General features: G+C 73.3%; 19 protein-coding genes. 9 read left to right on the top strand and 10 right to left on the bottom strand.

The features are described from left to right. Window positions 1–205 precede the first annotated feature (205 nt). A complete protein-coding gene (locus ACH4SL_RS18120) occupies window positions 206–3544 on the top strand; it encodes a tetratricopeptide repeat protein (RefSeq protein WP_398446470.1) in 3339 nt (1112 codons plus the stop codon). A 233-nt stretch (window positions 3545–3777) separates the two neighbouring features. On the opposite strand, the gene ACH4SL_RS18115 is transcribed toward ACH4SL_RS18120, so the two are convergent. Then, window positions 3778–4020, bottom strand: coding sequence for a hypothetical protein (locus ACH4SL_RS18115; protein ID WP_398446468.1), 243 nt, complete (start codon window positions 4018–4020; stop codon window positions 3778–3780). A 15-nt stretch (window positions 4021–4035) separates the two neighbouring features. After that, window positions 4036–4908 carry a mycothiol conjugate amidase Mca gene (mca, locus tag ACH4SL_RS18110; RefSeq protein WP_398446466.1) on the bottom strand — a complete coding sequence of 291 codons (873 nt, stop codon included), beginning with the start codon at window positions 4906–4908 and terminating at the stop codon, window positions 4036–4038. A gap of 124 nt (window positions 4909–5032) precedes the next feature. Here mca and ACH4SL_RS18105 point away from each other — a divergent pair, with 124 nt between their 5' ends. Continuing rightward, window positions 5033–5467 carry a DUF4307 domain-containing protein gene (locus ACH4SL_RS18105; RefSeq protein WP_398446463.1) on the top strand — a complete coding sequence of 145 codons (435 nt, stop codon included), beginning with the start codon at window positions 5033–5035 and terminating at the stop codon, window positions 5465–5467. Between the two features lie 202 nt (window positions 5468–5669). Next, on the top strand, window positions 5670–6167 hold the full coding sequence (greA, locus tag ACH4SL_RS18100) for a transcription elongation factor GreA (RefSeq protein WP_398446461.1): 498 nt from the start codon (window positions 5670–5672) through the stop codon (window positions 6165–6167). Between the two features lie 74 nt (window positions 6168–6241). Here greA and ACH4SL_RS18095 read toward each other — a convergent pair whose 3' ends face one another. From ACH4SL_RS18095 to ilvA, 3 genes are all read right to left on the bottom strand, one after another. Continuing rightward, on the bottom strand, window positions 6242–7069 hold the full coding sequence (locus ACH4SL_RS18095) for an ABC transporter permease (RefSeq protein WP_398446679.1): 828 nt from the start codon (window positions 7067–7069) through the stop codon (window positions 6242–6244). Window positions 7070–7092: 23 nt separating this feature from the next. Further along, the gene (locus ACH4SL_RS18090; RefSeq protein ID WP_398446459.1) at window positions 7093–8127 is read right to left on the bottom strand and encodes an ATP-binding cassette domain-containing protein; all 1035 of its coding nucleotides are present in this window, start codon (window positions 8125–8127) and stop codon (window positions 7093–7095) included. A 245-nt stretch (window positions 8128–8372) separates the two neighbouring features. Then, window positions 8373–9602, bottom strand: a complete 1230-nt coding sequence (gene ilvA / locus ACH4SL_RS18085) for a threonine ammonia-lyase (protein ID WP_398446457.1) — start codon at window positions 9600–9602, stop codon at window positions 8373–8375. A gap of 283 nt (window positions 9603–9885) precedes the next feature. Between ilvA and ACH4SL_RS18080 the strand changes: the two genes are divergently transcribed. From ACH4SL_RS18080 to ACH4SL_RS18070, 3 genes are all read left to right on the top strand, one after another. Then, window positions 9886–10410: a MarR family winged helix-turn-helix transcriptional regulator gene (locus tag ACH4SL_RS18080; protein ID WP_398446455.1), complete on the top strand. Its 525-nt coding sequence runs from the start codon at window positions 9886–9888 to the stop codon at window positions 10408–10410. Window positions 10411–10567: 157 nt separating this feature from the next. Further along, on the top strand, window positions 10568–11119 hold the full coding sequence (locus ACH4SL_RS18075) for a sigma factor-like helix-turn-helix DNA-binding protein (protein WP_398446453.1): 552 nt from the start codon (window positions 10568–10570) through the stop codon (window positions 11117–11119). After that, complete coding sequence (locus tag ACH4SL_RS18070) at window positions 11116–11442, top strand: hypothetical protein (protein WP_398446451.1); 327 nt, start codon at window positions 11116–11118, stop codon at window positions 11440–11442. The genes ACH4SL_RS18075 and ACH4SL_RS18070 overlap by 4 nt, the downstream gene beginning before the upstream one ends. A gap of 3 nt (window positions 11443–11445) precedes the next feature. On the opposite strand, the gene ACH4SL_RS18065 is transcribed toward ACH4SL_RS18070, so the two are convergent. The 3 genes from ACH4SL_RS18065 to ACH4SL_RS18055 all read right to left on the bottom strand — a co-directional run bounded on the left by ACH4SL_RS18065 (window position 11446) and on the right by ACH4SL_RS18055 (window position 17509). Then, entirely contained in the window at window positions 11446–12609 is a 1164-nt protein-coding gene (locus ACH4SL_RS18065; protein WP_398446449.1) for a cystathionine gamma-synthase, read from the bottom strand. After that, the gene (locus tag ACH4SL_RS18060) at window positions 12606–15206 is read right to left on the bottom strand and encodes a YfhO family protein (RefSeq protein WP_398446447.1); all 2601 of its coding nucleotides are present in this window, start codon (window positions 15204–15206) and stop codon (window positions 12606–12608) included. Before ACH4SL_RS18060 ends, ACH4SL_RS18065 begins: the two co-directional genes overlap by 4 nt. Window positions 15207–15472: 266 nt before the next feature. Then, window positions 15473–17509 (bottom strand): glycosyl hydrolase family 28-related protein, encoded by a 2037-nt coding sequence (locus tag ACH4SL_RS18055; RefSeq protein ID WP_398446445.1) that lies wholly within the window; start codon window positions 17507–17509, stop codon window positions 15473–15475. A 416-nt stretch (window positions 17510–17925) separates the two neighbouring features. Between ACH4SL_RS18055 and ACH4SL_RS18050 the strand changes: the two genes are divergently transcribed. Both ACH4SL_RS18050 and hutH read left to right on the top strand, forming a co-directional pair. Next, complete coding sequence (locus ACH4SL_RS18050) at window positions 17926–18906, top strand: phosphatase PAP2 family protein (RefSeq protein ID WP_398446443.1); 981 nt, start codon at window positions 17926–17928, stop codon at window positions 18904–18906. 93 nt (window positions 18907–18999) lie between these two features. Next, window positions 19000–20550, top strand: coding sequence for a histidine ammonia-lyase (gene hutH / locus ACH4SL_RS18045; RefSeq protein WP_398446441.1), 1551 nt, complete (start codon window positions 19000–19002; stop codon window positions 20548–20550). 16 nt (window positions 20551–20566) lie between these two features. On the opposite strand, the gene ACH4SL_RS18040 is transcribed toward hutH, so the two are convergent. Continuing rightward, window positions 20567–20845, bottom strand: a complete 279-nt coding sequence (locus ACH4SL_RS18040) for a hypothetical protein (protein WP_398446439.1) — start codon at window positions 20843–20845, stop codon at window positions 20567–20569. Window positions 20846–21264: 419 nt separating this feature from the next. On the opposite strand from ACH4SL_RS18040, the gene ACH4SL_RS18035 reads away from it, so the two are divergent. Then, window positions 21265–22536 carry an Ig-like domain-containing protein gene (locus ACH4SL_RS18035; RefSeq protein WP_398446677.1) on the top strand — a complete coding sequence of 424 codons (1272 nt, stop codon included), beginning with the start codon at window positions 21265–21267 and terminating at the stop codon, window positions 22534–22536. Here the strand turns inward: ACH4SL_RS18035 and ACH4SL_RS18030 are convergent. Next, window positions 22481–23674 carry an ROK family protein gene (locus ACH4SL_RS18030; protein WP_398446675.1) on the bottom strand — a complete coding sequence of 398 codons (1194 nt, stop codon included), beginning with the start codon at window positions 23672–23674 and terminating at the stop codon, window positions 22481–22483. The two genes, ACH4SL_RS18035 and ACH4SL_RS18030, sit on opposite strands and share 56 nt — an antisense overlap. Window positions 23675–24184 lie beyond the last annotated feature (510 nt).

Below are 24184 nucleotides of genomic sequence, written 5' to 3'. Positions count from 1 at the left end.
CCACCCACCGGGCCGCCGCGAAGGGGCGCGAGGAACTGCGCGACCAGCCCCCACCGGCGGCCAGGTCGCGCAACAAACCGAACCCTGCACCCCGGGGCGTTACCGCGTAACAGACTTGGGACGAACTAGGGGCCCGGCCGCGCGCTTGACGCGTACCGTGCGCGGGCACGAAACGGATTCGACCAACCATCCGGGGGAGGATGCTGTGCCGGAGTCACGTATCGCGCTGCGGGAGACGGATCGGGCCGCGGCCGAGCGGCTGCTGGCGCGGGTGGCGGCGGAGCTGGGCGCCGCGGACACCGCGCCGCGGGTGCGCGCTGCGCGGGAGCGGATCGAGGAGATCGCGGCCGCCGCGGCGGGTGAGTACGGCGCCTACCAGCGGGCGTTGGCCGCGGTCCCGGCGCCGCGCGGCGCGGGAGGCGCGGGCGGGCGGACGGCGGGGGGCGTGGCCACCGGCGTGGCCGCGCTGACCGCGTTCGGCGTGGACGTCGGGCAGGGCCTCTCCGTGGGCGCCGCCCTGGCGACGGGCGCGGCGGTCGGGGCCGCGGGCGTCGCGGCGCTCGGCACGGCGGCGGCCCGCGGCCGGGCGGCCCGGCGCGCGGCGAGCGCCGACGAGCGCACCGCGCCCGGCGGCGCGGAGCAGCTGCGGCTGCTGTGGCTCGCGGCCCTGGAGCGCCGCGGCGTCCGCCCCTTCCTCGAAGCGGAGGCGGAGGCGGAGGTGGAAGCGGAAGCGGCGCCGAAGGCAAAGGCCCCCGCCCCCGCGGAGCAGCCCCCCGCACCCCCCGCCGCGAAGAAAGCCACCCCCCTCGTCCAGCTCGTGCGCACCGCCGCCGACCTGCCCAAGGGGCGCCGCCCCGGCGGCACCGGCACGGACCGCAGTGCGGCGGCCCGCACCCGGGCCGTGCTGGACCAGTCGTTCGGGCAGCTTCCCGTCGTGGAGGGGCCGTTCGCGGGGCGCGAGGAGGACCTCGCGTTCATCACGCGCGCCGTCCAGCACGCCCGCGCCCAGGTCGCGGTGCAGCCCACCGTCGTGGTGCTGCACGGCGACCCGGGGAGCGGCCGTACGTCGCTGGCGGTGCGCGCGGCGCGGCAGTTGAAGGACCAGTTCCGCGGCGCGTGCGTCGTGGACCTGCGGGGCGCGGACGAGTCGCGTACCGCCCTGCCGACGCGCGACGCGCTGCTGCACCTGCTCAACCGGCTGGGCGCGCCGCGCGAGCAGCTGCTCTTCCGGGACAAGCAGGACCGCCAGGACCGGCAGGACAACCAGCAGCACCTGCGGCGGCTGACCGAGACGTACCAGCAGCATCTGACCGGCGTGCCGGTCGTGATCGTGCTGGACGACGCCACCGACGCCGCGCAGGTCCAGGCGCTGGTGCCGGAGCGTTCGGAGAGCCTGGTGCTGGTGACCGCGCGCGAGCCGCTGGCGCTGGACCTGCCGGAGGCGCGGGTCCACCACCGGGTGGTGGGGCCGCTGCCGCCCGCGGGCACGCACGCGCTGCTGAGCCGGCTGGCCGAGACCGCGGGGCTGGAGGCGCCGGGCGCCGCGCAGGCCGAGCGGATCGGCGCGCTGTGCGCGGGCCTGCCGCTGGCGCTGCGGATCGCGGGCGCCGCGCTCGCCGACCACCGGGGCTACGACCGGCTCGCCGCCGACATCGAGATGTTCGGCCCGCAGCCCGCGGTGGACCGGATACTGGCGCTGCGCTACCACGACCAGCCCGAGCCCAACCGCCGCCTCCTGCGGCGGCTCGCGCTGGCCGGCCGTTCCAGCTTCGGCGCCGCGGCGGCGGCCGCGCTGCTGGCCACCGACGACCAGGAGGCGGGCCGGCGGCTCGCCGAGCTGGCGGCGGCCGGGCTGGTGGACCATGTGCGCGGCAACCGCTACCGCCCGCACGACCTGGTGCGGGCCTTCGCGCTGGCGCGGCTGCTGGACGAGGAGGACCCGGCGGAGCGGGCGGCCGCGCACGAGCGGCTGATCATCTCGTACGCCGATCTGGCCAACACGGTGGTGCGGCTGGTGGAGGGCAAGACCTCGACCCGGGCCGGGCGCTTCGGGCAGCACGGCTTCGCGTCGCTGGAACCGGCGCTGCGCTGGCTGGACGAGGAGTCCAGCTTCATCACGGCGGCGCTGCGCGAGACCGAGGGCGTGGACCGGGCGGCCGTGCAGTCGCTGCTGGGGGCGCTGTGCGACTACTGCCTGCTGCGCGGCGACCTCTACCGGCTGGGCGAGATCAGCGAGCTGGCGCAGGCGCAGCAGGCCAGGACGTCGCGCGACGGCCAGGACGAGGACCGCTCGGTGCTGGTGCGCTCGGTGCAGTGGCGTACGGGGATCGCGGCCCGGCAGCTCGGCGAGCTGGACCGCGCCAAGTCGACGCTGACCACGGTGGTGGACCTGTACTTCGAGGCACAGCACCCGGCGGGCGCCGCCCGCGCGCTGGACAGCCTCGGCATCACCCTGCACCACCAGGGCAACCTGCGCGAGGCCGAGGTGAAGCTGCGCGAGGCGCTGGCGATCCAGCAGACCCCGGAGCTGGAGGAGGACCGGGCCTGGACGATGCACGCGCTGGCCGCGGTGCTGCGCGACATGGGGCAGCTCGCGGGCGCCCTGGAGCTGCTGCACGAGTCGCTGGAGCTGCACCGCGCCAACGAGAGCGTGCAGGGCCAGGCGTGGGCGCACCTCCAGCTCGGGCAGGTCTACCTGCTGCTGGGCCACCTGGACCGGGGCGAGCGCGAGCTGCGCGCCGCGGGGCAGGCGTACGCGCAGGCCCGCGACCCGCGCGGCACCGCCTGGACGACGACCCAGCTGGCCCGCGCCCGGCTGCTGCGCGGCGAGGCGCGCGAGGCGTCCGCCGACCTCGACGCGGCGGTCCAGCGGCACCGGGCGAGCGAGGACGCCCGCGGCGAGGCCTGGTCGCTGTACTACCTGGGCCTGGCGCTGGAGGAGAACGGCAAAACGGACGCGGCGCTGCGCACCCTGGAGCGCTCGCGGACGATGTTCTCCCGGATGCGGGACGTGTACGGGCTGGCGTGCGCCCGGCACAACTCCGCCCGCGTCACCCGCGACCAGCGCGCCGCCCGTACCGGGAACCTGCGCAACAGCGGCTTCGCACGGCAGCTCCTCCAGGACGCCCGGCAGGATTTCCGCCGGATCGGCGTCGAGCACGGCGAGGCCTGGTGCTGCGTGGAGCTGGCGGTCATCGACGCGGGCAACGAGCGGCTCGTCGAGGCGCTGACCCTGCTGGAGGAGGCGCAGGGGCTCTTCGCCTCGCTCGGCGACCGGCGCGGGCAGGACTGGGCGGTGTTCCTGCGCGCGACCGTCCTCCCGCTGCTCTCCCCGGAGGGTACGCGGCAGGCGCTGGCCGATCTGCGCGGGCTCGCTGCGCGCGAGGCGTACCAGGGGCGGGACCTGGACCTGGACGGCTACGTCGCGACGTACGCGCTCCTGCTGGAACGCGGGTCCGTCGCGCCCGGGGACCCCTGGGAGGCGTGGCGCCTCACCATGACCCCCGGCCGCGCGGCCCGCATGATCATGGCCATCCCGGCGTAGCCGTCACACATGCCGCGCTGGGCACGCTTTCAGGGGCGCTCCCCTGCCGCGCCGGGCGAGCGTTTTTAGGGGCGCGGGGAACTGCGCGACCAGCCCACCACCGTGGTGCACGTCGTCACCGGCCCGAAGGGGCAGTACGGTGCGTACCGGACCACCGGCCGGTGGATGGCTGAGCGCGCAGTTCCCCGCGCCCCTGGCTCACCGCCCTGCGCAAGGGCACCCCCCGACGGGGGTCAGGACCCGGGGGTCCTGGGGGCCGGGGTCTTCGTGCGGTCAACCGCCGGAGGCGCTTGCTCCTCGAAGTCGATCTTCTTCATCTGCTTGCCCATGTTCTTCATGAGGAACCACAACCCCGCGGCAATCGCAGCGAAGATCACGAATCCGAGGAGCCCCGGCGTCACCTTGTCCTGGTTCACCTCGGCGAGGTGGACCAGGGGGTGGCCGGAGACGGCGTGGGAGGCCTGGGATGCAATCACGCCTCCCATTGTCGCCTAGGCCTTCCGGACTCCCGCAAAGAGGTCGTCCTCGGGGAGGGAGACGTCCACGCGGGACTTCGCGAGCTCGTAGTCCTCGTAGGGCCAGACCTCCTGCTGGAGGTCCATCGGGACGCGGAACCAGCCGCCGTCGGGGTCGATCTGGGTGGCGTGCGCGAGCAGCGCCTTGTCGCGGATGTCGAAGAACTCCGCGCACGGCACGTGGGTGGAGATGTTGCGCTCGGGGCGGGCGAACTCCTCCCAGCGCTTGAGCCACTCGCCGTAGGGGGATTCCAGCCCGCGCGCCTCCAGGGCCTCGTGCAGGGCGAGGGTGCGGGGCTTGTTGAAGCCCTGGTTGTAGTAGAGCTTGAGCGGCGTCCAGGGCTCCCCTGCCTCGGGGTAGCGCTCGGGGTCCCCGGCGGCGTCGAACGCGACCATGGTGATCTTGTGGGTCATGATGTGGTCGGGGTGCGGGTAGCCGCCGTTCTCGTCGTACGTGGTGATGACGTGCGGGCGGAATTCGCGGATCAGCTTCACCAGCGCGCCGGCCGCCTCGTCGACGTCCATGAGGCCGAAGCAGCCCTCGGGCAGCGGCGGCAGCGGGTCGCCCTCGGGCAGGCCGGAGTCGACGAAGCCGAGCCAGGCCTGCTGGACGCCGAGGATCTCGCGGGCCAGGTCCATCTCGCGGGCCCGCACCTCGTGGATGTGCTCCTCGATGTAGGGGTCGCCCTGGAGCTTGGGATTGAGCACCGAGCCGCGCTCGCCCCCGGTGCAGGTGGCCACCAGCACGTCCACCCCTTCGGACACGTACTTGGCCATCGTGGCGGCACCCTTGCTCGACTCGTCGTCGGGGTGAGCGTGTACGGCCATCAGTCGAAGCTGCTCAGTCAAGGCTGCTGTCCTCAAAGTCCGGTGATCCGTTGAACCCCCTCGGTCGGCGGAGAGGGCACGCCTCCTATAGTGACCGAGCGGGGAAACAAATAATTCCGCGGACCGGTGAACGGGAGTGACGATCATGACGGCTGTACAGGCCGGTACGACCGGTACCCCGACCCCGACCCCGCCCGCGGGACGCTACGGCCCCGGCGCGGACGCGCGGGCCGACCGCAAGCTGCGGATCGCCGCGATCGTGGCGGGTGTGCTCGTCGCGGCCGGTGTCGGCTGGTACGGCTACGACACGCTGTCGGGCGACAAGGTCAGCGCGCAGGTGGTGGCCTTCGAGGCGGTGTCCGACCAGGAGGTGCAGATCCACCTGGAGGTCCACAAGGGCAAGGACGCCGTCACCGTGTGCACGCTGCGCTCGGTGGACGCCGACCACAACGAGGTCGGCCGCAAGGACGTCCGCGTCGACCAGCACACCAAGGACGTGGACACCGTGGTCACGGTACGTACCACCGGCCGCGGCGAGACCGGCGAGCTGCTCGGCTGCAACAGCCCTTCCGGCAGCTGAGGGCACCTGAGGGCAGCTGAGCCAGGGCCTGCCGCCCCCCGCCGGAGGGCCCTGGACGGGGGCCGCCCGGCTGACGTCTTTCTGACGTGTTCTGCGGACTTATCCGCTCCCGTCCGTCGCCGGTAATTGTTAGGCTCGTGGTTTCGTCCCGGCTACCGGTGGCAATGCAATTCTTCACGACTGTACCGACGAGGAGCACTCTGTGACCCAGACCAGCGACAACGTCACCTGGCTGACTCAGGCGGCGTACGACCAGCTCAAGGCCGAGCTGGCCCATCTGTCTGGTCCGGCGCGCGCCGAGATCGTCGCCAAGATCGAGGAAGCCCGCCAGGAAGGCGATCTCAAGGAGAACGCCGGTTACCACGCGGCGCGCGAGGACCAGGGCAAGCTGGAGCTGCGCATCCGGCAGCTCAACCAGATCCTGGAGACGGCCAAGGTCGGCGAGGCCCCGGCGGACGACGGTGTCGTCTCCCCGGGCATGGTGGTCACGATCGCCTTCGACGGCGACCCCGACGACACCCTGACCTTCCTGCTGGGCTCGCGCGAGGGCATCTCCAGCGACCTGGAGACGTATTCGCCGCAGTCGCCGCTGGGCCGGGGCGTGGCGGGCAAGCGGGCGGGCGAGGACGCCACGTACGAGCTGCCGAACGGGAAGTCGGCGTCGGTGAAGGTCCTGGAGGTCAAGCCCTACCAGGGCTGACGGAGCACGCAAGAGCCCCCGGCGGCCGGGCCGCCGGGGGCTTTCGCATGTCCGTGGAGCGTGTCCGTGGGGCGTTACGCGGTCGCGGAGCGGTACTTGTGGACCGCCCAGGTGCGGAAGACCGCGATGATGACCACCGACCAGATCAGCGACGCCCACACCGGGTGCTCCATCGGCCAGGCGCCGGACTGGCTCACGCCCGGGTTGCCGAAGAGCACGCGGCAGGCCTGGACGGTCGCGCTGAACGGATTCCAGTCGGCGACCGGCTGCAGCCAGCCGGGCATCTGCGAGGAGTCCACGAAGGCGTTGGACACGAAGGTGACCGGGAAGAGCCAGATCAGGCCGCCGGAGGTGGCCGCCTCCGGGCTGCGCACGGACAGGCCGATGAGCGCGCCGATCCAGGAGAACGCGTAGCCCAGGAGCAGCAGCAGCGCGAAGGCGCCGAACATCCGCCCCACCCCGTTGTGGATGCGCCAGCCGACCAGCAGGCCGACGCACGCGAGGACGACCACGGTGAGCGCGGTCTGCACCGAGTCCGCGAGGGTGCGGCCGGTGAGGACCGCGCCGCGGGACATCGGCAGCGAGCGGAAGCGGTCGATGAGGCCCTTGCTCATGTCGTCGGCGATACCGGCGCCGGCGCCCGCGGTGGCGAAGGTGACGGTCTGCGCGAAGATGCCGGCCATGAGGAAGTTGCGGTAGCCGGTGGGGCTGAGGGAGCCGCCGACGGCGACGGAGCCGCCGAAGACGTAGCTGAACAGCACCACGAACATGATCGGCTGGACGAGGCCGAAGATCACGACCTCGGGGATGCGCATCATCCGCAGCAGGTTGCGCTTGGCCACCACGAGCGAATCGTGCGCGGACTGCACGATGCCGCCGCGCGGGCGGGGCGCGAGGGTCATCTGGGGGGTCTCGGTCGCGGCGCTCACTTGGCGCCCTCCTTCACGGTGCTGCCGGAGGCGCCGCCCTCGGAGCCGTTCCCGGACTCCCCGTCCTCGCCGTCCTCGCCGTTCTCGGGCGCCTCGGCGGCGTGGCCGGTCAGCGAGATGAAGACGTCGTCGAGGGTCGGGCGGCGCAGGCCGATGTCGTCGATCTCGATGCCCTGCGCGTCCAGGTCGCGGATGACCTCGGCGAGCAGCTTGGCGCCGCCGGTGATCGGGACGGTGATCTTGCGGGTGTGCTGCTCGATCTTGGCGTCGCCCTTGCCGTGCTGGCGCAGGGCCCGGGCGGCGTCCTCGATGCGCTCGCGGTCGTGCACGACGACCTCGACGCGCTCGCCGCCGGTCTGCGCCTTGAGCTGGTCGGAGGTGCCGCGGGCGATGACCTTGCCGTGGTCGATGACGCAGATGTCGTGGGCCAGGTGGTCGGCCTCCTCCAGGTACTGCGTGGTGAGCAGCATGGTGGTGCCGCCCGCGACCAGGTCCTCCATGACCTCCCACAACTGCTGGCGGTTGCGCGGGTCGAGGCCGGTGCTCGGCTCGTCCATGAACATCACCGGCGGGCTGACCACGAGGGCGGCGGCCAGGTCCAGCCGGCGGCGCATACCGCCGGAGTAGGTCTTGGAGATGCGGTTGGCGGCGTCGGCGAGGTTGAAGCGCTCCAGCAGCTCGTCGGCCCGCCGCCGGGCGGCCTTGGCGGAGAGCTGGTAGAGCTCGCCGACCATCTGGAGGTTCTCCCGGCCGGTGAGGAATTCGTCGACCGCGGCGAACTGGCCCGACAGGCCGATGTGGCGGCGGACCTCGTTGGGGTGCTTGACCACGTCGATACCGGCAACGGTCGCGGTGCCGCTGTCCGGCTGCAGAAGGGTGGTCAGGACGCGGACGGCGGTGGTCTTCCCCGCCCCGTTGGGCCCGAGCAAACCGAGGACCGTGCCTTCCGGCACGTCAAGATCCACTCCCCCCAGTGCCCTGACATCACCGAAGGTCTTGACCAGACCCTCGGCATGGATGGCGCCCGGCATTTTTCGCTCCCGTCACTGGCGTGTGCTTGGTGCGTGTGCTTGGTGCGTCTGTTCGGTGCGTACGTCTGTACGACCGGTCGGCCGGCCGAAACTCATCGACCCCGGGGCGACCGGAGGTATCGGACGCACCGGTGCCGCCCGCGGACGACCGGGGCGGCATTTTCGCGATACACCGCGAGAATGTCAGACGCGATATATCGCGTCAACCCTGGCACGTACACGTCCGCCGACGGACCGTCGCGGGGTCAGGCGATCACCACGTACCCGGCGTCCTCCAGCGCCGCGCCGACCGCGGCGCAGTGCTCGGGACCCTTGGTCTCCAGGTGCAGTTCGACCTCCGCCTCGGTGAGCCCGAGCCGCGGGTCGGTCCGCACATGACTGACGTCGAGCACGTTAGCGTCCACCACTGACAACACCCCCAGAAGCGTTGCGAGCGCCCCCGGACGGTCGGTCAGCCGCAGCCGCAGCGACAGGTAGCGGCCCGCCGCCGACATGCCGTGCCGCAGGATGCGCTGGAGCAGCAGCGGGTCGACGTTGCCGCCCGACAGCACCGCGACGACCGGGCCCTCGTACGCGTCCGGCGCGGCCAGCAGCGCCGCGACCGGGCTCGCCCCGGCGGGCTCGACGACCAGCTTGGCGCGTTCCAGGCACAGCAGCAGCGCCGACGACAGCTCGTCCTCCGACACCGTGACGACGTCGTCGACCAGCTCCCTGATCAGCGCGAACGGTACGTCGCCCGGACGGCCGACCATGATGCCGTCGGCCATCGTGGCGACCTGGCCGAGCGCGACCGGGCGGCCCGCCTGGAGCGAGGGCGGGTACGCCGCGGCGCCCGCCGCCTGCACGCCGACGATCCGCACGTCCGGCCGCAGCGCCTTGACCGCGACCGCGACACCCGCCGCGAGGCCGCCGCCGCCGATGCCCACCACGATCGTGCGCACCTCGGGGCACTGCTCCAGGATCTCCAGGCCCACCGTGCCCTGCCCGGCGATGATGTCCGGGTGGTCGAAGGGGTGGATGAAGACCGCGCCGGTCTCCTCGGCGTAGCGGATCGCGGCCCGCAGCGTCTCGTCGACGACCGTGCCGTGCAGCCGCACCTCGGCGCCGTAGTCGCGGGTCGCGGCGACCTTCGGCAGCGGGGCGCCGACCGGCATGAAGACCGTCGAGCGCACCCCGAGCAGCGAGGCGGCGAGCGCGACGCCCTGCGCGTGGTTGCCGGCGCTGGCCGCGACCACGCCGGCCGCGCGCTCCTCGGGGCGCAGCCCGGCGATCCGCACGTACGCGCCGCGGATCTTGAAGGAGCCGGTGCGCTGGAGGTTCTCGCACTTGAGGTGGACGGGCGAGCCGATGACGGACGACAGATGCCGGCTGCTTTCCAGCGCGGTCATCCGGGCCACGCCGGAGAGCATCTTGTGGGCGCCACGCACGTCGTCGAGGGTGATCGGGTGGGGCGCGGCGGAAACCGGTCGTTCCATACGACCAGTCTCGCAGCAGGGCCGGTGCGCAGCGCGCAGGGTGGGGGGACACGCCCGGGGGCAGGGGTGCGCCGCGGGCCGCACGGCAGGGTCAGGACCCGGTTGCGGTTTGTGCGTGCGGGGTAACTGGGGCGGTCCGGCCGCGTACTCTTCTTCCCAACTTCCCGCCCCTCCGAGCCTCTTATCCGCCACAACCACCCCGCACCACCCCGGCACCACCTCCGCACCACCGCGCACCATCCCCTCCCTCTTGTTGAATCGACAGAACGCGAGCTTCAAGGTCATGTCCAAACCGACGGAGACCTCGACCGAACTCCTGGAGCGCCTCCAGCACCAGGTGGCCCTCTTCGCGCGCCGCGCCGAGCAGACCCGGCTCGGCGGCGTAGGCAAGGCCCGCAACTCCATGGACCGCGCCGCCTATCTGCTGCTCAACCGGCTCGACCGGGAGGGCCCGATGGGTGTCAAGGCGCTCGCGGAGTCCATGGGCATCGACTCCTCGACGGTGACCCGGCAGGTGGCCCCGCTGGTCGACACCGGCCTGGTCAAGCGCACGTCGCACCCCGACGACGGGCGGGCCGTGGTGCTCGCCGTCTCCCCGCGCGGCCGCGCCCGGCTGGACGACGTACGCGACTCGCGCCGCCGGCTGATGGCCCAGGTCACCGAGGGCTGGACGGACCAGGAACGGGAGCTGTTCACCGCGCTGCTCATCCGCTTCAACGCCGGGCTCGCCGACTGGCACGCCGGGCTCACCCGCGGTGACGACGAGCCGGCGGAGCAGGGCGCGGCGAGCGGGGCCGCCGGGGCGTGAGCCGGGCGGGCCGCGTGCGGGATTCGCGGGGCCCGTGAGGCCGGACGGGCGTGGCCGGGCGCCGGGTGCGAGCCGGGCGCGCGTCCGGTCGCATCCGGCGCAAGGGGGACAGGCAAAGGTCTTGACCCGGAACACCCGGTTGCCGTCCCATGGCCGCGTGGGCAAGCGCCGGGCGGCTGCGGAGACCCGACGGGACGCCGAATTCGCGGCGTTCACCGCCGGGGCGGCAGGACGGCTGCTGCACACCGCGACCCTGCTCACCGGCGACCGCGGGCAGGCCGAGCGGCTGCTCGGCGCGACCTTGGCCCGCACCTACGCGGACTGGCTGCGGATGCGCTCCGAGGATCCCTACGACCAGGCACGGGCCGAGCTGGTGCGGCGCTTCGCGTCCCGCCCGTTCTGGCGCAGGCCGCGCGGCGGGGTGCTGGAGCGGCTGACCCCGCAGGAGCGGATGGTCGTCACGATGCGCTACTTCGAGGGCGTCGCCGAGGAGCAGACGGCCGCGCAGCTGGAGCTGCCCACCGACCGTGTCCGGGCGATCTGCGCCCGCGCCGCCGCCACCCTGCGCAGCCGCCCGCCGGGCCCGCCGCCCGCCAGCGTCGCCGAGGCCCGCGCGGGCGGCGGCCCGGGCAGCTCCGGGAACGGCCCCCCGGACAGCCCCCCGGGCGGTGCGCGCCCGCGCCGCGAGGTCCACGGAGCGGCCCGGTGAGCCCGGCGCGCAACCGGCGCGACGACGAGGTGCGCAGGCTGCTCGACACCCCGCACCCGATCGTGCCCGCGGGCCTGGTCGCCCACGCGACCGCGCGGGGACGGCGTACGGTCCGCCGCCGCCGGGTGCTGGCCCGCGTGCTGTGGGTGCTGCTGGCGGCCGCGGTGGTGGCCGGGATCGTGCTCGCGGTCCTGTACTGGCCGGACGACGCGGGCAGCGGGGGCGGCGGCACCGGCGACGGCACCTGGTGGGGGCAGGCGGTCACGGCGCGGCTCCCACCGCCGCTGTTACCCCGCCTGCCCCAACTACCCCACTCGCTCTGAACTTCAGCCCAGCGCCTGCGTGAGGTCGGCCAGCAGGTCGTCGGCGGACTCGATGCCGACCGACAGCCGTACCAGGTCCGCGGGCACTTCGAGCGCGGAGCCCGCCGCCGAGGCGTGCGTCATCCGGCCCGGGTGCTCGATGAGCGACTCGACACCGCCCAGCGACTCGCCGAGCGTGAAGAGCTTCGCCCGGTTGCACACCTCGACCGCCGCCTCCTCGCCGCCCGCGACGCGGAAGGACACCATGCCGCCGAAGGCCCGCATCTGCTTGGCCGCGGTCTCGTGGCCCGGGTGCTCGGGCAGGCCCGGGTAGAGGACGTGGGTGACCTTCGGATGGGCCGTCAGCAGTTCGGCGACCCGGGTGGCGTTGGCGCTGTGCCGGTCCATGCGCACCGCGAGCGTCTTGATGCCGCGCATGACGAGCCAGGCGTCGAAGGGCCCGGCCACCGCGCCCATCGCGTTCTGGTGGTAGGCGAGTTCGTCGCCGAGCGTGGCGTCGGAGGTGACCAGGGCGCCGCCGACGACGTCGGAGTGGCCGCCCATGTACTTGGTCGTGGAGTGCACGACGACGTCCGCGCCGAGCGCCAGCGGCTGCTGCAGGTACGGGCTCGCGAAGGTGTTGTCGACCACCAGCCGCACGCCCGCCTGCCGGGCGACCCCGGCGAGCGCGGCGATGTCGGAGATGCCCAGCAGCGGGTTGGACGGCGTCTCGACCCAGATGACCTTGGTCTCCGGGCGCAGCGCAGCGCGTACCGCCTGGACGTCGGAGGTGTCGGCGACCGACCAGGACACGCCCCAGCGCTCCACGACCCGGGAGAAGAGCCGGAAGGTGCCGCCGTAGGCGTCGTTGGGGATCACGACGTGGTCGCCGGGCGAGAGGACCGTACGCAGCAGGCAGTCCTCGGCCGCGAGACCGGAGGCGAAGGCGAGGCCGCGGCGGCCGCCTTCGAGGGCCGCGAGGTTGGCTTCGAGCGCGGTCCTGGTCGGGTTCGCCGACCGGCTGTACTCGTAGCCGCCGCGCAGGCCCCCGACGCCGTCCTGCTTGTACGTCGACACCTGGTAGATGGGGGTGACGACGGCGCCGGTGGCCGCGTCCGCGGGCTGCCCGGCGTGGATGGCGAGGGTCTCGAACTGGCCGCCGTGCTGATCGGTGTGCTGATCGCTCATGCCGCCGAGGGTAGTGCCCCGGCCGCCCCGCCACGGCGGTTCACCCGCCGGTACCACATGCCTGTCGCGATGAGCGCGACGAGTGCCGCGCCGCCCGCCGCGCCGCCGAGCTTGAGGCCGGGCGGGGTGAAGTCGCAGGCCAGCGTGGTGGCCTTGCCGTCCAGCGGCACCGCGACGAGGCCGAGGTATTTGCGCGCGGGCTTGGCCGGGGCGCCGCCGGCCGAGCAGCTCCAGCCCTCGATGCGAGGTACGGCGACCAGCGCGGTGCCGGTGCTGCCCGCGGGGAGGGTGGCCGAGAAGTGGTGGCCGTCGATGTGCACGGCGGTCGCGCCGGTGGCCGTCAGGTGCTGCACGGCGGCGGTGAGGCGGCCGCGGTCCAGGCAGCCGAGGGGCTGCTCCGGGAGCCGCAGATGGCCGAAGAAGCTCAGCGCGACCTCGGCGCGGCCGGAGGCGGGGACATTTCCGACGGGCACCATCGGGGCGCGTACGGCGGGCAGGTGGCCGTCCACGCCGACCGGCGCGGCGCCGCCGAGCGCCGCGGTGCCCTTGTACTGCGGGGCCCAGAAGTAGACCGCGGAGCCGGGCGCGCAGGTCGCGGTGAGCAGCGCCTTGCCGGTGCCGGTGTCCGTACGGGTGACGTGCGGCTGGTCGTAGACGGTGGCGCCGAGCAGCAGCTCCTGGTTGCTGAAGGCGGAGCCGGTCCACCGCGGGGCCGTACGGGCGAGGTCGAGGTCCGGCCGGACGGTGACCAGCGGCGGGACGGGGGTGGTGGTGGACGTCGTGGTGGCGCGCGGCAGTGCGGTGCTGCTGGGCTTCGCGGTGGGGGTGGAGTGCATACGGGTGCCGATGGAGAAGATCGCGTCGGTGACGGGGTTGTCGAGCGTCACCGGGTGGCGGCCCTTGGCGTAGTAGCCGAAGCCCAGTTCGGACAGCGTCCAGGAGGTGATGTCGGAGGTGAGGCTGCTGTAATACTCCGCGCCCTGGCCGCCGACCACCAGCTCGTCGTTGCCGCCGGGCACGTCGCCGGGGTCGGTGCGCGAGCGCGGCCAGTCGTCCTTGGCGGCGACCGCGGCGGCCATGTCCTGCTGGGCCGGGCCGAGCCGCGGCGTCCAGGACACCTCCTTCAGCTGGTCCTTGACGACGCGGCCCGCGGACACCGCGGATTCCCCGCCCTGCGCGAGCAGCAGCAGCACCGCGGCAGCGGCCGGCAGCGCCCGCGCACCCCACCCGTACCGCTGCCGGAGCAGCAGCGCCGCGGCGGCGGCCAGGCCCAGGACCAGGGCGAGCGCGAAGAGGCGGTAGGTCCAGCGGTCGTCGGCCTGCCGGCCGTGCCCGGCGAACGCGATCAGCAGCACCAGGGCGGTACCGCCCAGCAGCGCGGGCAGCGCGGGCAGCCCGTCGGCGGCCGACAGCCACCCGGCGATCAGCAGCAGCCCGCACAGCACGAAGGTCTGCCGGTAGGGCACCCCGTTGGGCGAGGCCCCGGCGTGCCAGACCAGATGCGTGGGCTCCCAGTTGAGCGACAGCGTGACGAGCACCGCGGCAGCCGACCACCAGGCCCGTACGCGTACGGCGACGGCCCGGTTGAAGGGCAGGGTCAGCGCGAGGACGAGCGCGGGGGTGCCGATGTAGAGGGCGGGGGTCGCGGTGCTGGTGGTCGCGGGCAGGAAGCGGGCGGCGATGTCGGCCCAGGCGGCGGGCGCGAAGGTCACCTTCGGGGTGGGGTCGGCGACCTTGGTTGCCTTGTAGATCACCAGCACCAGCGGGGCGGCGAGCCCCACGCCGATGAGCATGCCGCGGGCCGCGTGCAGCAGCGTGACGAGGCGCTTGCGGGCGGTCTCGCTGCCCTCGGCGGTGAAGAGGCGCACCAGCAGCACGATCGCCGCGCCGAGGGTGGCCATGTAGGCGGTGTAGAAGTTCGAGATCCAGGCGAGCGCCACGACGAGCGGGGCGATCACCGGGCGGCGGGCGGTGCGCGCCCACTCGCCGACCAGGCACAGCATCGGGAAGGCGAACAGCCCGTCGAGCCACATCGGGACGACCGCGCCGTTGTCGAGCGTCCACCCGGACAGCGCGTACGCGGCCCCCAGCAGTGCGGCGAGCGGCCAGGGCCCGCGGCGCAGCCGCAGCAGCAGCACCGCCATCGCGGCCCCGGCCGCGGTGACCTTGGCGACGGTGATGACGTAGAGCGCCAGCTCCGGGCGGTCGGCCGGGAAGAGCACCACCATGAGGTCGAAGGGGCTGCTCAGGTAGGTGCCGATGTCGCCGAGGAAGTTCGTGCCGAAGCCTGAGTTCCAGTTGACGAAGAGGTCGCCGTCGGCTCCGCCGGTCAGCACCTTGCGCCAGTACACGTGGTAGGGCAGGTACTGGTTGCCGAGGTCGACGACGTTGCGGGTGTGCGAGCCGAGCGGGTAGCTGCCGGCGAGCGCGCCGCCGAGGCAGAAGAGCACGCAGGCCAGCACCGCGGCCCCGGCGCCCGCGCGCAGCGCGGTGCTGCCCCGGGCCCACGCGCGCAGCCGCCCGCGTGGGGCCTGCGGCGGGCGGACTGCCGGGCCTGCGGGATTCTCCTGGGCCGATACGGCCTCGGCTGCGGACACGGGTCCTCCGGGTTGTGGTGCGCTGCGCCTGGTGCGTCCGGCCCGCGGGTCCTGTCGCCGCGAGGGTGCGACGAGCCGCGCGAGGGTGCGACCAGCCATCCCACACCGGCCCGGCGACACCGCCCCGACCGCGAGGCGAACCCGAGGGCGCGGCCGGGTGAACGCCGGAAGTCGCCCGGAACGCCGGGGTACGCGCGACCGCCGGCCGCCCGGGTGTCAGGGACCCGGGCGGCCGGCGGCCGGTGTGCGTTACGGGAGCGGGTGCGTCACCACGCGGACGGCGCCGGCGGGGCCACGACGTCCGGGCGGTCGTTGCAGGTGATGGTGTTGGGCAGCTCCCACGGGGCGAGCCACGGGCCGGTGGTGCCGCCGCCGTCGTTGCCGCCGAGGTCGGTCACGGTGAATTCGGAGCCGGCCGGGGTGAAGTTGAACGAGCCGCAGTTGTTGATGCCCACGGCCCCGACGTTGCGGGCGTCGACGTTCTGGAAGGTCGCGCCGCCCGCGGACCGGGCACTGAGCACGGAGGTGCCGGTGCCGTCGACCTGGATGTCCTTGAAGTGGACGTTGGTGATCGAGTAGAGGTCCTTCACCGGGAAGTCGGCGACCAGCATGATCGCGTTGTAGGTGCTGTCGAGGAAGTGGTCGCCGGTCACCTGGATGTCGGCGTCGATGTTCTTCTCCAGCGCGTAGAACCAGATCGCGCCGAGCCCGATGTTCCAGTTCAGCTCGTACGTGCCCGCGCGCACGGTGGTGTTGTCGGCGATCTTCAGGCTGCCGGTGAAGGGCTCGGCGCCGAAGCGGGAGCCGACCTGGATCGCGCTGCCCTCGCGGATGGGGTCCGCGATCAGGTTCGCCGAGACGGTGTTGTCCGTACCGCCGTACAGGGCGATGCCGTTGGCGAGGACGGGGGTCTGCACGGTGTTGTGGTCGATGGTGTTGTTGGCGTCCTCGACCTTGTCCGACCACAGCGCGAGCGCGTCGTCACCGGTGTTGCGCAGGAAGTTGTTCGAGATGACCGAACGCGTCACGCCGGTGTGGAAGTTGATGCCGTCGGCGATCTGGTCGACGATCACGTTGTTCGTGATCTTGAGATTGCTCATCGGCCCGTCGAACCACATGCCGACCTTGGTGTGCTGGATGTAGAGGCCGTCGATCGTGGAGTTGCTGAGCGCGCCGCCGATGCCGTTGACCTGGTCGGTGTCGATGCGCTCGCGGACGTCGCCCTCGATCGCGAAGCCGGACAGGTGGACGTCCGAACTGCCGCCCTGCGCCGCGTCCTTGCCGTAGAAGCCGACCCCGGTGTGCACGGATCCGTCGGGGGCGGGCGTGGCGAGGTCCACCTGGTGGCCCTTGAGGATCGTGTACCAGCTGCCCGCGCCCTCGATCGTGACGTGGTCGACGACGATGTGCCGGCTGACCTGGTAGGTGCCCGGCGGGATGTAGACCTTGAGGTGGGCCTTCTGGGCGAAGGCGACGGCCTTCTCGATCGCGCCCGCCGAATCCCGCCGCCCGGTCGGGTCGGCGCCGAAGAGCAGCACGTTGGCGGCGATCAGGTCGATCTTGGGCGCCGCGACGAGCTGCGAGTCCAGCAGGTCGACGGTGGTGGCCGCCGCGCCCGCGGGCACGGACAGGCGCACCTTCTCGCCGGCCTTGTACGTACGGCCCAGCAGCAGCCGCTGCTCGTCGTAGAAGTGGTTGGGCCGGTAGGGCTTGGCGAAGACCGGCGCCGGGGTGGTGTCCTGCGGGACGCAGGAGCACTCGGTGACCCAGTAGTCCGGGTGCAGGATGTCGGCGGCCGGGTCGTTCGAGAACGGGTAGAGGTTGTAGAGCCAGGCGTACTGCGAGGTCAGCGTCATCGTCTTCGTCGTGCCGCCGACGCCGACCTTCAGCGGCGAGGTGAGCCCGCCGCCCTTGGGGGCGTCCGGGATGCTGTAGCGCACGTTGATCGCGTTGGCCGCGCTCGGCAGCGTGAACTCGACGTACTGCCCCGGCTGGAGCGTCACCGCGCTGCGGCCCGACGCCTCCGCGGGCAGCGTGTACGCGTCCCGGCCCGGGCCGATGACGGTGCCGTTCGTGACCGCGTTCTCGGCCTCCTGCTCGGCGAAGCCGACGCTCGCGCCGCGCCCGGCGGTCAGCGCCGGGTCCAGCGCCGCCCGGGTGACCACGGCCTTGCCCTGGGCCTTGGCCGGCGCCTTGGCGGCCGCCGCTCCGGCGCCCAGCACGCCGAACGCCGCGGCGGTCGCGGTGACCGCCGCGACCGTCACAACGGCTCTTCGCCGCGGGCCTGTTGACCATCTCGCCATCGACAGCTCGATTCTCTCGGGACAGCTCACGTGGGGGTCCCCGCCCCGCGCGGGCGGCGGCGGTGAGGGTGAATTTAGGACGCTCCGGACCGACCGCACAAGGTGCGTGCGCGCGGTATTTCGCGTCTGTGCCGAACAACTTCACGAGATTGCGCGATTCTTGCGGCCTGCGCTCGGAGCGTTGCGGCGGCGGGTGGGACGGGTGGGGGTCGCCGTACGGGAGGGGCGGCGCCCGGACGCGGGCGACCCGAGAGGGTTGAGCCGGATTGGTGTGGGATTAACCTCACGGACATTTCGCCACCGCTTTGCGAGGATGTCCGGAGCAGTCGGACTGGCGTCGGCTCTGCGGGGCAGGCGACGGGGACGGTACGGCACCGGAGTCAGCAGCGGCGGACGACAGGGGCTGAGAAATGGGTATGGGGAGCGCGACATCGGCGGCGTACGGCAGCCGGAGGCTCCTCCACCGACCACCCCGCATCCCGCTCCCGGACCGGCTCCCCCGGCTCCTGCCGGAGCTGGCGCTGCTCGTCGCCGTCCAGGCCGTCTACAAGTACGGGCGGAAGGTCGCCAACGGCCACACCGAGGAGGCCTTCCACCACGCCGACCACGTGTGGTCGTTCGAGCGCGCGGTGCACCTGCCGAGCGAGCGCTCCGTGCAGCAACTGCTGCTGCACAGCGAATCGCTCGTGCACATCGCCAACTACCTCTACGCCACGGTGCACTTCCCGGCGATGCTCCTCTTTTTGGGCTACATGTTCGTGCGCCGGCGGGCGCACTACCTGTGGATCCGCCGGGCGATCGTCATCCAGACGATGCTGGCCCTGCTGGGGCATCTGCTCTTCCCGCTCGCGCCGCCGCGCCTGCTGCCCGGCGACGGCATGATCGACACCGCGGCGGTGTACGGCCCCGCGGTCTACGGCAAGCCCGAGACGCACTCGATGGCGAACCAGTTCGCCGCGATGCCCTCGCTCCACGTCGGCTGGGCCCTGGCGATCGCGGTCGGCCTCATCGCCTCCCACCGCTCCCGCTGGCGCTGGCTGTGGCTGCTGCATCCGCTGCTGACCATGCTTGTCGTGGTTGGCACGGCCAACCACTACTGGCTCGACTGCGCCGTCGGGGCGCTCCTCCTGGCCCTGGCCCTCGCCCTCATCCCGGGCCCGATGCCCGAACCCTCCTCCCCGCGCCCCCTCCGCGACTGGACCTGGCCCTTGCGCAGGGGGGCGGCACCCCGCCAGGGTGCGGCTGCGCCGCGGGGCGAGCGTCTTCTGCTGCGCAGGGCGGTGAGCGTTTTTAGGGGCGCGGGGAACTGCGCGCCCAGCCCCCACCGGGGCGCGGGTAGTCACCGGCCCGAAGGGGCAGTTCGGTCCGATCCGGACCACCGGCCGGTGGATGGCTGAGCGCGCAGTTCCCCGCGCCCCTGGGGTTGCCCGGCGCGGCAGCGCTGAGCCCTCCCGTGACAGAGCGGGATTCAGTGCCTAGGGTGCATGAATATGAATATGCACACCGTGCTCATCGGCCCCGCCGGGGCAAGCCCCGAAGACGTGCTGGCCGTCGCACGCGGCAACGCACAGGTCCGCCTCGCGGAGAGCGCCGTCGAGGCGATGGCCGCGGCCCGCCGCGTCGTGGACGCGCTCGCGGCGAAGCCGGAGCCGGTGTACGGCGTGTCCACCGGCTTCGGCGCCCTCGCCGTCCGCCACATCAGCCCCGAGCTGCGCGCGCAGCTCCAGCGTTCGCTGGTGCGGTCGCACGCCGCGGGGATGGGCCCGCGGGTCGAGCGGGAGGTCGTCCGCGCGCTGATGTTCCTGCGGCTCAAGACGCTCGCGTCGGGCCGCACCGGTGTGCGGCCGGTGGTCGCGCAGACGATGGCCGCGCTGCTGAACGCGGGCATCACCCCCGTCGTCCACGAGTACGGCAGTCTCGGCTGCTCCGGCGACCTCGCGCCGCTCGCGCACTGCGCCCAGGTGCTGATGGGCGAGGGCGAGGCGGAGGGCCCGGACGGCGAGGTCCGCCCGGCGGGCGAGCTGCTGGCGGCGCACGGCATCGACCCGGTCGAGCTGCGCGAGAAGGAGGGCCTGGCCCTCATCAACGGCACGGACGGCATGCTCGGCATGCTGGTCATGGCCTGCGACGACCTCGCCCGCCTCTTCACCTCCGCGGACGTCACCGCGGCCCTGACCCTCGAAGCCCTGCTCGGTACGGAGAAGGTGCTCGCGCCCGACCTGCACGCGATCCGCCCGCACCCGGGCCAGGGCGCGAGCGCGGCGAACATGCGGAAGGTCCTGGCGGGCTCGGGCCTGACGGGGCACCACCAGGACGACGCCCCGCGCGTGCAGGACGCGTACTCCGTGCGCTGTGCCCCGCAGGTCGCGGGCGCGGGCCGGGACACCCTCGCGCACGCCCGTACGGTCGCGGACCGCGAGCTGGCCGCGGCCGTCGACAACCCGGTCATCACCGAGGACGGCCGGATCGAGTCGAACGGGAACTTCCACGGCGCCCCCGTCGGCTACGTCCTGGACTTCCTCGCGATCGCCGCCGCCGACCTCGCCTCGATCGCGGAGCGGCGCACCGACCGGCTGCTGGACAAGAACCGCTCGCACGGCCTGCCGCCCTTCCTGGCGGACGACCCGGGCGTGGACTCGGGGCTGATGATCGCGCAGTACACGCAGGCCGCGCTGGTCAGCGAGCTGAAGCGGCTCGCGGTGCCCGCGTCGGTGGATTCGATCCCGTCCTCGGCGATGCAGGAGGACCACGTCTCGATGGGCTGGTCGGCGGCGCGCAAGCTGCGCACGGCGGTGGACGCGCTCGCGCGGGTCCTGGCGGTGGAGCTGGTCGCGGCGACCCGGGCGCTGGAGATCAGGACGTTCGGCGGCGGCTCCCCCGCCCCCGCGACGGCGGCGGTGCTGGCGGCGGCGCGCGAGGCCGGGGTGGCGGGCCCGGGCCGGGACCGCTTCCTCGCCCCCGACCTGGAGGCGGCGTACGTGTTCGTACGGTCCGGCGCCCTGGTGAGCGCGGCCGAGCAGGTCACGGGCCCGCTGGCGTAGCCGCGGGGGAAGGCCGTCAGGGCGTGGTGTCGGGCTCCGACTCCTCGGCCTGGCGGGCGCGGCGGGTCGACTCGACGAGCAGGCCCGCCCCGACGACCAGGAAGACGGCGCCGCCGATCAGATACGGCTTGGTGTTGAAGGCGCCGGTGTCGGCGAGGTCGCCGTCGTCCGCCTTCTGCACATCGGCGGCGCCCGCGTGCGCGGCCGGACGGGCGGCGGAGGCGGCGTGCTCGGTGCTGGCGCTCGCGGTGGGGACGAAGTACAGCGCGGCAAGGACGGCGCCGGCGGCTGCCACCACATAAGGGCGGGGCGAGGCCATGGGAACCCCCAGGGGTTGCGACGACGTGACCGTGGCCACCGATCGTAGTGACCTCCGCCACCCCTTGGGAAGCCGCCCCCCGGCACACCCCCGGGGCCCCGCCCCGTCGGCCTACACCCGCCACCGCCGTGCCGCAGGCGCTCCGTGTACGTATCAGCACACACCGTCACCGCGGGCGTGGGATGGAACACAATATCGGAAAGAAAGGGTGATTTGCCCCGGCGTGGCTGTTTCCATGGTCGGAAGAAGCCCGCAGGCCCCACCGGCCGCGGGGGACTACTGCCGCATTGGAGAGCTGCGTGACGCCGCCCGAGAACGGATCCGCCCCGACCGAGGCCCCTGCCAAGCACCGCAAGATCACCACCCGCCGCACCCTGGCGGCGGTCGCCGTGCTGATGGGCGGCGCCGTCGCCCTCACCGCGTGCAACAGCGGCGGCGGGAGCCACGCGGACGGGAAGGCCTCCCCCTCGGCGTCGGCGACGTCGTCCGCCCCGACCCCGTCGTCCTCCCCCTCGGCGACGAGCCAGGCCACCGAGGACGCGGCGGCGGCCAAGCACGCCTCGGCCGCGAAGATCACCATCACCCCGAAGAACGGCTCGACCGGCGCGAAGGTCGGCGGCGGCGCGGTGAAGGTGACCGTCAGCGGCGGCACCCTGAGCAAGGTCACGATGAAGGCCAAGTCCGGGGGCAAGGCGGTGGCCGGCAAGCTGTCCGCGGACAAGAAGACGTGGACGCAGAGCGGCTCGCTCGCGCACAGCACCCAGTACACCGTCTCCGCCGCCGCGAGCGACGCACAGGGCACGCCCACCGCGGCGACCGCGACCTTCGCGACCGCCGCCGCGAAGCCGTCGACCTTCACCGGCTACTTCACGCCCGAGGACGGCTCGACCGTCGGCGTCGGCATGCCGGTGTCGATCAACTTCGACCACGCGATATCCAAGGCCGACCAGGCCGGCGTGCAGCGCGCCGTCACCGTGGGTTCCACGAGCCACCAGACCGTGGTCGGCCACTGGTTCAACAGCAAGCGGCTGGACCTGCGCCCGCAGAACTACTGGGTCGCCGGCACGCACGTGACCGTGACGATGAACTGGAAGGGCGTCGAGGGCGCCCCCGGCGTCCACGGCACGCAGCACAAGACGATCGGCTTCGACATCGGCCGCTCGCAGGTCTCCACCGTCGACACCCAGACGCACATGATGACCGTCGTGCGCGACGGCCAGGTCGTCCGCACCATCCCGATCTCGGCCGGCAGCGAGGACCACACCACCTACGACGGCCAGATGGTCATCGAGGAGAAGCACGAGACGACCCGGATGAACGGGGCGACCGTCGGCTTCACCGACGACGACGGCAAGGGCGAGTACGACATCCCGGACGTGCCGCACGCCATGCGGCTCAGCGACTCCGGGACGTTCATCCACGGCAACTACTGGGGCGACCCGTCCGTCTTCGGCAACGTCAACACCAGCCACGGCTGCATCGGCATCGAGGACGTCAAGGGCGGCGGCGACCCCACCACGAACGCCGCCTGGTTCTACGACAACTCGCTGGTCGGCGACGTCGTGACGGTCGTCAACTCGCCGGACAAGGTCATCCAGCCCAGCAACGGTCTCAACGGCTGGAACATGACATGGAGCCAGTGGGTGGCGGGCTCGGCTCTGAAGTAGCCCGCTCCGTCTCCGTACGGATCCACGTCGCGGGGTCGTCCAGCACGGTACGCACCGAGCTGTAGGCGGCCCCGCGCAGTACGCCGTCGCGGCCGAGGCGGGAGATCACCACGTCCTGCGCCCGCCACCGGCGGTCCGTGACGCGCGCGGCCAGCTCGCGCCGCACCCCCGGCAGCAGCCAGGGCGCGAGGTCCGCGAGCGGGCCGCCGACCACCACGGCCTGCGGGTCCAGCAGATTCACCGCGCCGCTCAGGGCTATGCCCAGGGCGGCGCCCGCCTCTTCCAGCGCCCGCAGCGCCGCCGGGTCGCCCGCGACTGCCGCGGCCTTCAGCGCCGGGCCGCGGCCCGCGGTCACCCCCGCGGCGCGCAGCAGCGCCTCCTCGCCCGCGTACGTCTCCAGGCAGCCCGTCGCCCCGCACGAGCACGGAGGCCCCTCCGGGCGCACCGGCATGTGCCCCAGCTCGCCCGCGAAGCCGCGCGCCCCGCGGAAGAGCCGGCCCTCCACGACCAGGGCGGCACCGATGCCGATCTCGGCGGAGACGTGCACGAAGTCCGCGAGGCCGCCGTCGTGGCCGCCGAGCCACAGCTCGGCGAGGGCGCCGAGGTTGGCCTCGTTCTCCACGGCGGTGGACGTCTCGGGGAAGGCCGCGTCCAGCGGTACGTCCTCCCACCCGAGGTTGGGCGCCCGCAGGACGGTGCGGTGGTCGGGCCCGATGAGCCCCGGTACGGCGACGGTCGTCCGTACGGCCGTCAGCCCGGCCTCCGTGCTCTTACGGATCACCTCGCCGGTCAGCTCGGCCAGTTCCCCGAGCACGGCCTCGGCGGGGCGGCCCCGGTTGGCCGCGGGCCGCTCCGCGCGGGCCCGCACCCGGCCGCGCAGGTCCACCGCGCACGCGGCGAGGTGGTCCACGCCGATCTCCGCGCCGATGCCCGCGGGGCCCGTCTCGGTGAGCGCCAGCACGGTGCCGGGGCGGCCGACCGTGCCCGGCCGCTGCGCGCCCTGCTCTTCGAGGAGCCCGGCGGCCAGCAGCTCGTCGACGAGCGTCGACACGGTGGCCCGCGTCAGCCCGACCTCCGCGGCGACCGCGGCCCTCGTCACGTTCTCGCCCGCGGCGAGCGCCCGCATGACCAGCGCCATGTTCCGCCGCCGCAGCCCAGCCTGCGCGCCGGTCCCTTTCCCCACGGTCTCCTCCGGAGGTCCTCAGCTCTACGCACGGGCCCGAGCGGACCCGTGCTCTTTCCGTCTCCCCTCCAGCCCTCCGGGCTGCCCCTTCCCTTGTGACGGGATCTTCCCCCGGCGGAGGGTTGCGCGCGCAGTTCCCCGCGCCCCTGATTTGTGCCCTGCGCGGCAGACGCAAGCCCCTTCGGGGCCGACCCTCAGCCCTCCGGGCTGCCCCTTGCTCTCCCCCCGGGACCTTACGGCCGGTACGTGGCTTGTCGCGCAGTTCCCCGCGCCCCTGGTGTGTGCCCTGCGCGGCAGAAGCGAGCCCCCGACGGGTTCGCTGCCACGCCGGGCAAGCGCCCCGCAGGGGCGCGGGGAACTGCGCGCTCAGCCCCCACCGGGGGAAAGGCACCATGCCACGCCAGGCGGCAATCACCCAGGGGCGCGGGGAACTGCGCGCGCAACCACCCACCGGCGGAAGATCGG

The sequence above is a fragment of the Streptomyces sp. NPDC021020 genome (assembly GCF_044333285.1).
Taxonomy (GTDB): domain Bacteria; phylum Actinomycetota; class Actinomycetes; order Streptomycetales; family Streptomycetaceae; genus Actinacidiphila.
Note: the sequence above shows the minus strand (reverse complement) of the source record. Positions and strands in the feature narration are given on the sequence as shown.

Bases quoted from the DNA above. Each gene is read 5' to 3' on its own strand.
- ACH4SL_RS18105 (WP_398446463.1), top strand. From the start codon at position 5,033: ATGACGGCTGTACAGGCCGGTACGACCGGTACCCCGACCCCGACCCCG.
- ACH4SL_RS18095 (WP_398446679.1), bottom strand. From the start codon at position 7,069: ATGACCCTCGCGCCCCGCCCGCGCGGCGGCATCGTGCAGTCCGCGCAC.
- ACH4SL_RS18090 (WP_398446459.1), bottom strand. From the start codon at position 8,127: ATGCCGGGCGCCATCCATGCCGAGGGTCTGGTCAAGACCTTCGGTGAT.
- ilvA (WP_398446457.1), bottom strand. From the start codon at position 9,602: ATGGAACGACCGGTTTCCGCCGCGCCCCACCCGATCACCCTCGACGAC.
- ACH4SL_RS18080 (WP_398446455.1), top strand. From the start codon at position 9,886: ATGTCCAAACCGACGGAGACCTCGACCGAACTCCTGGAGCGCCTCCAG.
- ACH4SL_RS18065 (WP_398446449.1), bottom strand. From the start codon at position 12,609: ATGAGCGATCAGCACACCGATCAGCACGGCGGCCAGTTCGAGACCCTC.
- ACH4SL_RS18055 (WP_398446445.1), bottom strand. From the start codon at position 17,509: ATGGCGAGATGGTCAACAGGCCCGCGGCGAAGAGCCGTTGTGACGGTC.
- ACH4SL_RS18050 (WP_398446443.1), top strand. From the start codon at position 17,926: ATGGGGAGCGCGACATCGGCGGCGTACGGCAGCCGGAGGCTCCTCCAC.
- hutH (WP_398446441.1), top strand. From the start codon at position 19,000: ATGAATATGCACACCGTGCTCATCGGCCCCGCCGGGGCAAGCCCCGAA.
- ACH4SL_RS18035 (WP_398446677.1), top strand. From the start codon at position 21,265: ATGGGCGGCGCCGTCGCCCTCACCGCGTGCAACAGCGGCGGCGGGAGC.
- ACH4SL_RS18030 (WP_398446675.1), bottom strand. From the start codon at position 23,674: ATGGCGCTGGTCATGCGGGCGCTCGCCGCGGGCGAGAACGTGACGAGG.